A 10,118-nucleotide genomic window follows, 5' to 3' on the forward strand; every position below is an offset into this window, starting at 1 on the left:
CAACCGGGTTCCCCGGTGCCCACGAGTGAGGAATTAGTGTTCCCGGATGAGAACAAAGTATCCGCCAGCAAGAGGGGTCTTCCCACCCAGACACCAGACTTCGTGCCGTGGCGGGAAGAACAACTTCCGAAGCAGGCAGTATCTGGCATTGGTCACCGACGTGTCATCAAGAAGGACAATGTGCACCGCGGCACACCGGTAAAGATCACGCATGAGATATCACTGGAGCCTGAGCCGGAACCTAAGGCCAGGAGAATCGAGGTCAGCCCGATTATGGATGGAGATACCGTTGTGGGACTAAGCATCGTTTGTGGGTGTGGTGCGACGCATGAGGTACGCTTTGAATACGGTGATGAACAGTGAGTGGACCTCTGGAAGATAAAGAGCCGGACTCCGCCGGCACCAGCCTGATAGATATTCAGATACTTGACGGCGGATTCGCAGCTGCTCTCTTCGTTTCTGAGGATTCCGAAACCTTTCCATCCCTCAAACAGGTGCACCTTGCTATTGAAAATGCCGGCGTTATCCACGGTATCGATGATGGTGTGGTAGAGAAGCTCATCGAAGAAAAGATCAGAGGTAAGCCGGTAGTTTTTGCTAAAGGCAAATCACCAAAAGCAGGGAGTAGTTCGAGGCTAATCTGGCACGGCAATTCTCCGGCTGGGGCGTCACCGCTAGATGTCACTGAGGCCCTTTCCAATCCCGGTCGAGATCTGTCCTTATTTATGGCCGTTGAAAAAGGGCAGCAGATTCTCTCCAAGCTGGCAGCCACAGAAGGGGAAGGCGGTACCAATGTCTTTGGCCAGTCCATCACGCTGCCCGGGGCCGATATTCCCGTTCCTGGAGGTGACGGCACCGCTCTCTCTAAAGATGGGCTGACATTGCTGGCGAGCAAATCGGGTATTGCTACCTGGCTGGGGGACAGAATATCGGTCACGGACGTTCACCATGTCGATGGGAGTGTCGATTTCGGGACAGGCAACCTCAAGATTGAGGGATCGGTTCACATTGAGAAAGATGTGCGCTCAGGTTTCAGAGTGGAGGCCATCGGAGATATCTACATTGGCGGCAATATTGAAGGTGCGGAAGTTTATTCGCGTGGTGGTAGCGTTGTAGTGCGTAACGGCATTATCGGCCAGGGTCGGGCCAGGGTTCTGGCGGGTCGTGATATCGTGGCCGGGTTCATTCAGGATGCCACTATCGGAGCCAAGCTGGACGTAGAGGTCAAGCGTTACGTTCTAAATAGCGCCGTCACCGCCGGGCGCTACATCAGGGCCGTCACCAACAAGGGTACCGTTCGGGGGGGTATCCTCTTCGCTGAGAAAAGGATTGATGTCCGCACTGCGGGCTCGGAGAGCCGCATTGCTACGGAGCTGAAGGTTGGTTACACTCCCCCAATGAACCTCTCCCGGGCGCGATACCAGCTGCGCCACGATCAGCGGCGCAACCGCATGGAATTGGCCTATGTTCAAAAACGGCTCGCTTTCCTGAAGCTCCTGAAAGAACGCATGGGGCAACTAAAAGACGATAAGGAAGTGCAGTTGGCAGAATTGGAACGAAAGGAGAGTTTCCTGCTCAGTCGATACCGCCAACAAAGCACCAAAGAGGCACAGTTGATAAAACAGGCCAAAGCTCCGGAAGAGGAGAAACCCGAGGCTGAGACTATCCGGGTTCATGATACCATTTACCCCAATGTCTCCGTAGCTATAGGTGATGTAAACCTGGAGATGGATAAGGAGCGACACAACGTGCTCTTTTTCCGCGCTGGGGACCGGCTGGCCTTCGGGCCGCTGCGCCAGGCACTTGAAAAGAAATCGTGACGCGGGGATGGGTACAAATTGCCCAGAGGGGCCGCCCTTGATGCCCTCCGCCGGGGCGGGGCCGCGATAATCGGGGGGGAAGCATGGCAGCTAGCATCCTGGTGGTCGATGACGAAAAGTATATCGTTGAAGCTGTTACTCAGCACCTGCAGGCGAGCGGGTATGAGGTAGAGGGCCTGATGGATTCGGCCAAGGCGCTTGAAACGGTCCAAAATGAGGATTTCGACCTGGTCCTCCTCGACTTGCGCATGCCGGAAGTATCTGGAATGGAAATTGCCAGGGCAGTGCATGCCAAGAGCACTGATACCAAGCTTATCATTCTGACCGGTTATGCCACCCTGGATTCGGCCATCGAATCGGTCAGTCTCGACGTTTATGCTTACCTGAACAAGCCCTTTGAACTGCGCGAGCTGGGCCGAATAGTGGACCGGGCGCTGACAGCGCAGCGGGTGCAGCGGGAAAATGAAGCCCTGCAAGTGCGGATCAGCAAAATGCTCAAGGACGTTTCCACCCTCTACGAGGTCACTCGCTTTCTTTATGATACCGACGACTGCGAAATCACCATGGAGTTTGTGCTGGACACCCTCTCCATTGGACTGGGAATCACTCATAGTTGCCTGATACTGAAAGACGAGGACCAGGGCTGTCTTGTCGGTAAGACTAATTTTCCTGCCGGATCAACCCTGGCTGAACGGGTGACCGCCTGCTCGTGGAATTTCCTGGATACGGCGGTCTCTCCTGATGAGCAGACCCTTCTGGATTTCGAAGGGAAGCCATCCGAATTTCCGATAGAACTCTCCACACCGGATGAGCCTTTGGCAGGCATTGTATTTACACCTATTCGTTACCGCGAGCTATTGTTGGGATTTCTGGTAGTGTTCCTCCCGGTCAACATGCCGGAGTTTTCAGAAGACCAGCGAATGCTCTTGCGAATCCTAGCCCTCCAGGTTGCACCGCAAGTGTACCAATGCCGCGTGATGCAGTCTACAGCCGGGATTGATGCCCCCTGGCACTCAGAAGCACAAAGGATCTTCAGCAGGCAGGTAAACGCCCACGAAGCATCTGATGAGTGCATCGGGGTGAACCTGCTGCGATTCATAACTCCGAGAACATTGGCCTCCCAAAAGGAGATGAAATCCTTTCACCAGCGTTGTTCAGATTTACTCCGCAAACATGAGCCCAAGGCCGACATCCACTGGCTGGTTGCCGATACTGCCCTGGCGTTCTTTCCGGGGGCCAACCAGGTCCAATCGGAGATCACTTGCATGGCTTTCGCGGAGGACTTCCGTAAGTCAGAGCTAGCCGAGCTCCAGGCTGAGGGTGTCGCCGAGTTGTTCTATGCTTCCGCGTCCTGGCCGCAGAATGCTCCCAATCCCGCAGAATTCCTGAACAAGGTCTGGGCCCGTCTATTACATCAAATCCATCAACATGTACACCAACAATACACAGTCAAGCCGCGTGATGAGTGAGGAATTTAAATGGCCTGATGCCTTCCGGTCCGTTCTCATCGTCGATGCGGACGAGCTGGTCCTGAAAACCCTTACGCTCCAACTCCAGGACCGGGGCTGGGAGGTCCTTTCCACTCAAAGTTCTGCTGAGGCATTAGAAATCTTTCGCGATCATCCCACTGCCGTTGCTGTGGTCGCTATCGACCTGTCTGATATGGATGGGATGGAGTTGGCCAAGGTTATGCGGCAGCAAGTTCCAAACCTCATCGTCATTCTCATGACCGGCTATCCCACATTAAGTACCGCTATCGAAGGGCTCCGCCACACAGCTTATGATTATCTGGTCAAACCTTTCCGGATCGAGCAGTTAATGATGGGGATCGAACGGGCCCGGAGGGAATTTAGACTGATTCAGGAAAATCGGGAGCTGAAGCATACCATTGAAGAATTGCAGGCTGAGCTCGAGCGGATGGCCCAGCCGCCGGAGCCCGGCGTAGAAGAACCCGTAGGGACTGGCGCGGAAGAGGAGCTACCCCTGCGTTCGACACCTTTCGCGGGCCGTCCAAGTGCAATACCAGGCGCTGGTTCCGGCGCGATAGCCAGCTACGAGCGACAAATCCGGCCCACAACACCAGAAGCTCCCGAAGAGGAGCAGACCGACCAGCCTGAGGCATCAGATGAAGAAGGAGAGCAGCCCCAACCAGGTGAGCAATAAACTCGATCAGCAGGGTTCCCTGGAGGACCTCATTCAGCAATTCCGCATGGCTGCGGCTGAGGTTCAGTCGGCCTATCACCAGCTGGAACAGGAATTGCTTACACCGGTGCAAGAGACCTGGGAGCCCACGCCGGCCCCCACCGGTCTGGCGCTTCCCAATCTGGCACCACTCTACCTCATGGGTACCCTGGTAGGCGGGTTATCCAAAGCATCCTTGGTTATAAATCAGGCTCTGGAGGTGGTTTCCGCCAACAGCGAAGCCCAGAAGGATTTTAGCCTTGGGGAAGCCGCTTCGCTGAAAGAGGTCCTGGCCCCGGCATCAGTGGCGACCCTCCAGAAGCTCGTTGATGAGGCTACATCGTGCGCCGCCGTTGAGCTCAGGGTAAAAGATGGCAGCCCCGCCGGCGTCTATGATTGCATTTACCTGGATAATCCAGTTGAGAAAGGCCGGCTGCTATTGCTGGTAGTCCAGGAGCTGGAACTTGATCACCTACGAGAGGTGGAAGACCAGATCCTGAAAAACCTGACCGGTACCCTGGTCCACGAGATCCGCACCCCCCTGACATCCATGCAGGGATTTGCCGAACTGCTCCTCCAGGTGCAGCATCTAGACCCTCAGGAGAGCAATAAACTCAACATCATCAGGAGCGGAATTGAGCGCCTGAGCCTGCTGGCCTCTGCACTGGGCACTGTTTTTCACGAGACTCTGGAACCCCACTGGATTAAAATCGATTTATTCCCATTCCTGCAGCACTATGCGGCAGAATACATTTCGAATAATTCGCTGCCGGAGGGTCTCATCAACCTGGTAGATAGCTCCGATAATCTTCAGGTTGTGAGCGATCCGGAGCTGCTTAAGATGGCTCTGGAGCAAGTCCTCGACAATGCGGTTGAGGCATTGGAGCGGCCGGATGACGGCGCCATTCAGATTGAGCTGCGAACTGACGGTAAGGAAGCGACTATTGCCGTCCAGGACCGCGGCCCGAAGCTGGTGAACCTAGATGGATCAGACTGGTGGGTGCCGTTTTTTACCACCAAGTCGGGCCATCTTGGGTTAGGGCTGGTACGGGTGCGCCGCATTGCGGAGGCCCTGGGTGGTCGGGCTGAAGTCAATCCTAATGAAGAACAGGGGGTAGAAGTTGGCCTCACTCTGCCGGCATAGTATGCCGGGGAAAGTTGGTATGGAGCTTTATTCCCGTTTGGGGACCACACCGGTTGCAGTAGAGCCGTACTCGAGACCCAGCACAGAAACGGAGACGCGTGGAGGTAACTGCTTGTGAAGAAGCAAGGGACTGATTCCCGCTGCATTCTGGTTGTCGATGATGACAACTATATCCGACTCTTTCTGAAGGAGACCCTTGAGGGCAAGGGCTATCGCGTGGAGCTAGCTAATGATGGCGAAGAGGCCCTGGCGAAGATTAAGTCATCGCCGCCGGATCTAGTGCTTACTGATCTGAAGATGCCCAAGAAAGACGGACTGGAGCTCCTCCGGGACGTCAACCAGCTCGATCAGTCCTTGGGGGTAATTATCATCACTGCCTATGGTACGGTGGAAACCGCGGTGAAGGCGATGAAGGACGGTGCCTTTGATTACCTCACCAAACCCTTTTCCATCACGGAGATTGAATCCCGTTTGAAGCGGTTTTTTGAGCTGAACACTCTCAGGAAAGAAAACCGGGATCTGAGGAACAGGCTCAAGGCCCAAGAAGTGCGATCGGAGATGGTGGGCCAGAGTCCTGAGATTTTTAATGTCCTGGAGATTGTAGATATGGTGAGCCAGAGTGACGCCCCTGTCTTCATTCAGGGTGAAAGTGGCACGGGGAAGGAGTTAGTAGCAAACGCGGTTCACAAGTGCAGTGATCGGGCTGATAATCCTTTTTTGCAGCTGAACTGTGCCGCCATCCCTGAAAATCTCATTGAAAGCACCCTGTTCGGCCACGTGCAGGGGTCTTTCACGGGGGCCAGTAAAACCACCCGAGGCATATTTGAAGAGGCCGATAGCGGAACGCTGCTGTTAGACGAAGTGAGTGAAATTCCTCTCGGCCTGCAATCGAAGCTGCTTCGGGTTCTGCAGGATCAGCGGTTCACCAAAGTCGGCAGTCACAAACCAATTGAGGTGGATGTGCGCATCGTGGCTACGTCCAATCGGAATATTGGCGAGATGGTGAAGGAAGGCACCTTTCGCGAGGATCTGTTCTATCGGTTGAACGTAGTCCCCATTTTCGTGCCACCACTGCGGGAACGGCCCGGTGACATCCCCCTCCTCCTGGACCATTTTGTAACCTATTTCTGTCAGAAGTACGGTCGGCCCAAGAAGGAGCTTTCGGCGGATACCCTCCGCCGGCTGGAGCTTTATGATTGGCCCGGCAACGTCCGGGAGCTGAAAAACAACACCGAGCGAGCAATTCTCTTTGCCGAGTCCTCACCCAAGCTGGTTCTAGAGCATTTCTTTCCTGCTGAAGGCAACAGCCGCAATCGGGGTACGCTCCCCTTTGGAGGCGGAAGTACCCTGGCCGAGGTGGAAAAACAGGCTATTCTAGCCACGCTGGAGAAAACGGGCCAGAATCGAACCCAGGCCGCCCGGATCCTGGCTATTTCGGTAAAAACCTTGCGCAATAAACTGAAGTTATATGGTCTCGATAGCTCCGCTTCCAGGTGATATGGTCTGCCATTGCCCCCTGCGGTCAGGTGGACGCTACCCACCCGTCGCTGGTAGCCCGGGCGGTAAAAATTGCCTTACGCCCGGTAACTTTTCTCCCCATATCAAATCCCGGATTGGGGCACCCCCTTTAGCAATCTTTCCGCTCCCCTCAACTTTAGGGGGGGATTCCCTGAGCCGGGTTTGGCACGACTCTTGTTGCTTTCTCGATTGACATGAGGCAAGAGGACTGTCTGCCATGAAAATTTTTGAGAATCAGCCTGCGGTCCTGTTGAAGCGTTCGCTGGATCTGCTGATGCGGCATCATCGCAACATTGCGGAGAACGTGTCGAACCTCAACGCCGTCGGCTATGAACGGAAGCCCACTCGTTTCCTGGATGCGCTATCGGAAGCTCAACGCCGGAGTATACTGCGCACCAGCGATCCCCGTCATATTATCCCGGACCCGGCGGAGATAGAGCCGCCGGAATGGGAGCGGGGACCGGTGGGGATCACCCGGGAAATGGCTGACCTCGCGCAAAATCAGATCCGGTATGATTTCTCTACGCGGGCCATGCGGCGCAAGTTCGAGGATTTGACCAAGGCTATCACGGGCCGTATCCGCTGATTCTTGAAGGGAAAATGCAATGAAGATTCAAGGTTTGTTCACTGTTTTCGGTCATGTAGCCAGAGGTTTGACCAGCGAGCTGGCCCGTTTGGAAACCGTCTCGGAAAACATTTCCAACGCCAACCAGGTGGCTGCGGACGGCGAGCCCCTTTATCACCGCAAATCGGTGGATCCGCGGCCGCGGAAGGAGCCCTTCCGGTCATTTTTAAGGGAGAAAACGCTGAGCTTGAGGCGTACCAGTCGTTCCCATCTGCCGGGGATCGGCGAACGCACCGGCTGGTACGGTGAGCCCTGGCCCGAGGTAAAGACGATTGAGCACCCCAATGAGCGCTTGATTTATGACCCGACCCACCCCAAGGCCAATGCCCAGGGGTATGTACGCACACCGGACATCAATGTGGTCCAGGAAATGATGGAAATGATCACCTCCACGCGGTCGTATGAGGCCAACACCACCGTGCTCAACGCCGCCAAGCAGGTGGCCAAGCGAACCCTGGAGCTCTGAGCGGCGAATGGAGATTAAGCACACACTGTTGCAGGGATTGCTCCAGACAGTAACCGAGGGCTTGCACCAGCCTCAGCAAGCACCGGGGTCCCAGCTTGCCAGTCCGGTCCCGGACCAGATGGAAGCTTCCCCGGAACTAGCGCTGGATCTCGAACCAGATTACAATCCAGCCCGGTCAGTGGAGACAGAAAATAATTCCAGTATTCTAACTTCCGGTGAGAAGGAAATCATTGAGCTGTTTTTCAATGATCAATCCGGGGTGAATGCAGCCAGCTATGGAGCCCGGCCGCCTAAACCGACAGTTCTCGGAAATTTTGTTGATGTGAAGGGATAAAATGAAGATTCCAGAAAATCCAATGCGTATTGGTCCTAAAAGCCTCCCGGAACCTACCAGTCCTCAGCAGCGAAAGGACAAGCCCGGAGATGTCCGGTTCAGTGACCAGCTGCGAGAGTTGCTATATTCCGTAAATGCCAAGCAGGCCGAAGCCAACGAGGAAGTCAGCAAGGTCGTCACGGGCGAATCGGAGGATCTTCATAACGCTATGATCGCCCTGGAGGAAGCCAGCATCAGCTTCCAGCTAATGTTGGAGATCCGGAATAAGATGCTGGAGGCATATCAGGAAATCAACCGAATGAACATTTAACACAAGCGAGCGGGGTAGTAAGCCATGCCACCGTTTTTACAGCAGATCAGGACCTTTCTGCAGCAATTCAGTGTCGGACAGCGCGTGGCGCTGTTCACCATTTTAATCGCTGTGGTCAGCGCCCTCATCGTCCTATCCTTATGGGCCAACCGGCCCGAATATGCGTTGCTCTACAGTGATCTGGCACCGGAAGATGCCAACCAGATTGTGACCACCCTTCGAGACGATGGGGTTCCGTACCGCCTTGGAGCCAATGGTACGGCGGTGTACGTCCCTGCGGAACAAGTCTCAGAATACCGGCTCACCTTTGCCGCTCAGGGCGTTGTGACCGGCTCCGTGACCGGATTTGAGCTCTTCGATGAGCAGCGAATGGGAATGACGACTTTCATGCAGCGGGTGAACTATCAGCGAGCACTTGAGGGGGAGCTGGTGCGAACCATCAATCAGATGGAGGAGGTGCGACTGAGCAGGGTACATCTAGTGATCCCCGAGAAGAAGTTCTTTGAAGAGGGTGATATGGCTACGGCGTCGGTGGTCCTCCATCTGGAGCCGGGTGCATTTCTCTCTCCCAAGCGGATCAATGGTATTTCGGCGCTGGTAGCTAACAGCGTCCCCGATCTGGATGTAGAAAATGTTTCCATTATAGATGCTACCGGGAAGCTCCTTTCGGAGGTAATCCGGGAAGGTGACGAGGTTCCCATCGGGAGCCGGAACTGGGAAATCCGGCGTTCGGTGGAAGAGGCGCTGCAAAAGAAAGCCCAGGATTTGCTGGATGACGTGCTCGGTCCCGGCCGTTCCGTCGTAAGGGTATCCGCCGACCTCAACTTCGAACAGCTGGAGCGAACCAGGGAGTTCTATGATACTGAAGAGGCGGCCGTATTGAGCGAAGAGCGAAACGTTGAGCAGTATACAGGCACGGATACCTCCGCCCGTAGCATCGAGCAGACCGTTACCAACTATGAGCTGAACAAAACCCTAGAACACTTTGTGGGCAGCTCCGGCGATCTGCGGCACCTGACGGTGGCCGTACTGGTAGATGGTTCCTATCAATTTGGAACCGATGGCGCCGGCGAAGAGCAGGCTACTTATATCCCGCGTACTCAGCAAGAGCTCGACCGGATTCAGGATCTGATAGCCAATGCACTGGGGGTTGATCTTGCCCGGGGTGACCGCTTAACGGTACAGAATCTGCAATTTGATCGCGAGGATGAGCTGGCTGAGCTGGCTTCGATTCGCTCAGTTGAACGGAAAGACTTCTGGAATAAGCTCCTCACCAACGGCGCGATAGGGTTGGCTCTGCTCATTTCCCTCCTACTCCTGTTAAGGATGCTGCGGTCTACCACAGCGACCATCTCCGAGGCTTTAGCGTTGCCGGCCAGGAGAGTAGGTATCCTGATTGGGGGGCCGGAAGAGGTCGGGGCCGTCCCCGGCGCCGCCCCGGCTCTAGAAGCCCGCGGCGAGGTGGAGGTAATCACCGATGAGTTTCTTATGAAGTTGTCTCCCGAAGCCCGGGCACAGCTGGAAGCCCAAGACAGAATGACCCAAGAAGTAACCAAATATATCGAAGAAAATCCTGAAGGTGCCGCCCAGCTCATTCGCATCTGGACCTCCAGAGCGGCCGCACCGCCGGAGGAATAAAATGGCTAGAGATATAACCAAGTCCGATCAGGGAAACCGGTCCGAGGTAGTGAGCAGAAGGAATCGGGGAGCGGCTGCCAGG

Annotated in this window: 11 protein-coding genes; all 11 read left to right on the forward strand. The window is 55.2% G+C overall.

The window, feature by feature from the left end:
- The coding region (locus tag ACETWG_10485) for a hypothetical protein (GenBank protein ID MFB0517010.1) at positions 1–363 on the forward strand (363 nt) is incomplete at its 5' end.
- Entirely contained in the window at positions 360–1,820 is a 1,461-nt protein-coding gene (locus tag ACETWG_10490; GenBank protein MFB0517011.1) for a DUF342 domain-containing protein, read from the forward strand. The genes ACETWG_10485 and ACETWG_10490, both read left to right, overlap by 4 nt.
- An 83-nt stretch (positions 1,821–1,903) precedes the next feature.
- On the forward strand, positions 1,904–3,289 hold the full coding sequence (locus tag ACETWG_10495) for a response regulator (protein MFB0517012.1): 1,386 nt from the start codon (positions 1,904–1,906) through the stop codon (positions 3,287–3,289).
- Positions 3,282–3,983 (forward strand): response regulator, encoded by a 702-nt coding sequence (locus ACETWG_10500; GenBank protein ID MFB0517013.1) that lies wholly within the window; start codon positions 3,282–3,284, stop codon positions 3,981–3,983. The genes ACETWG_10495 and ACETWG_10500 overlap by 8 nt, the downstream gene beginning before the upstream one ends.
- A complete protein-coding gene (locus ACETWG_10505; protein ID MFB0517014.1) occupies positions 3,946–5,145 on the forward strand; it encodes a sensor histidine kinase in 1,200 nt (399 codons plus the stop codon). The genes ACETWG_10500 and ACETWG_10505 overlap by 38 nt, the downstream gene beginning before the upstream one ends.
- A 114-nt stretch (positions 5,146–5,259) precedes the next feature.
- Positions 5,260–6,642 (forward strand): sigma-54-dependent transcriptional regulator, encoded by a 1,383-nt coding sequence (locus ACETWG_10510; protein MFB0517015.1) that lies wholly within the window; start codon positions 5,260–5,262, stop codon positions 6,640–6,642.
- 238 nt (positions 6,643–6,880) lie between these two features.
- Positions 6,881–7,249, forward strand: a complete 369-nt coding sequence (locus ACETWG_10515; GenBank protein ID MFB0517016.1) for a hypothetical protein — start codon at positions 6,881–6,883, stop codon at positions 7,247–7,249.
- 19 nt (positions 7,250–7,268) lie between these two features.
- Entirely contained in the window at positions 7,269–7,754 is a 486-nt protein-coding gene (flgC, locus tag ACETWG_10520; protein MFB0517017.1) for a flagellar basal body rod protein FlgC, read from the forward strand.
- 7 nt (positions 7,755–7,761) lie between these two features.
- Positions 7,762–8,088, forward strand: a complete 327-nt coding sequence (locus ACETWG_10525) for a hypothetical protein (protein MFB0517018.1) — start codon at positions 7,762–7,764, stop codon at positions 8,086–8,088.
- 1 nt (position 8,089) lies between these two features.
- Positions 8,090–8,398, forward strand: a complete 309-nt coding sequence (fliE, locus tag ACETWG_10530; protein ID MFB0517019.1) for a flagellar hook-basal body complex protein FliE — start codon at positions 8,090–8,092, stop codon at positions 8,396–8,398.
- Between the two features lie 24 nt (positions 8,399–8,422).
- Complete coding sequence (gene fliF / locus ACETWG_10535; GenBank protein MFB0517020.1) at positions 8,423–10,036, forward strand: flagellar basal-body MS-ring/collar protein FliF; 1,614 nt, start codon at positions 8,423–8,425, stop codon at positions 10,034–10,036.
- Positions 10,037–10,118 lie beyond the last annotated feature (82 nt).

This window comes from Candidatus Neomarinimicrobiota bacterium (genome assembly GCA_041862535.1).
In the GTDB taxonomy this organism is placed as follows: Bacteria; Fidelibacterota; Marinisomatia; order SCGC-AAA003-L08; family TS1B11.

What these genes read in the sequence shown, in the direction of transcription:
- ACETWG_10495 (MFB0517012.1), top strand. Translation starts at nt 1,904, where the DNA reads ATGGCAGCTAGCATCCTGGTGGTCGATGACGAAAAGTATATCGTTGAA.
- ACETWG_10500 (MFB0517013.1), top strand. Translation starts at nt 3,282, where the DNA reads ATGAGTGAGGAATTTAAATGGCCTGATGCCTTCCGGTCCGTTCTCATC.
- ACETWG_10505 (MFB0517014.1), top strand. Translation starts at nt 3,946, where the DNA reads ATGAAGAAGGAGAGCAGCCCCAACCAGGTGAGCAATAAACTCGATCAG.
- ACETWG_10515 (MFB0517016.1), top strand. Translation starts at nt 6,881, where the DNA reads ATGAAAATTTTTGAGAATCAGCCTGCGGTCCTGTTGAAGCGTTCGCTG.
- flgC (MFB0517017.1), top strand. Translation starts at nt 7,269, where the DNA reads ATGAAGATTCAAGGTTTGTTCACTGTTTTCGGTCATGTAGCCAGAGGT.
- ACETWG_10525 (MFB0517018.1), top strand. Translation starts at nt 7,762, where the DNA reads ATGGAGATTAAGCACACACTGTTGCAGGGATTGCTCCAGACAGTAACC.
- fliE (MFB0517019.1), top strand. Translation starts at nt 8,090, where the DNA reads ATGAAGATTCCAGAAAATCCAATGCGTATTGGTCCTAAAAGCCTCCCG.
- fliF (MFB0517020.1), top strand. Translation starts at nt 8,423, where the DNA reads ATGCCACCGTTTTTACAGCAGATCAGGACCTTTCTGCAGCAATTCAGT.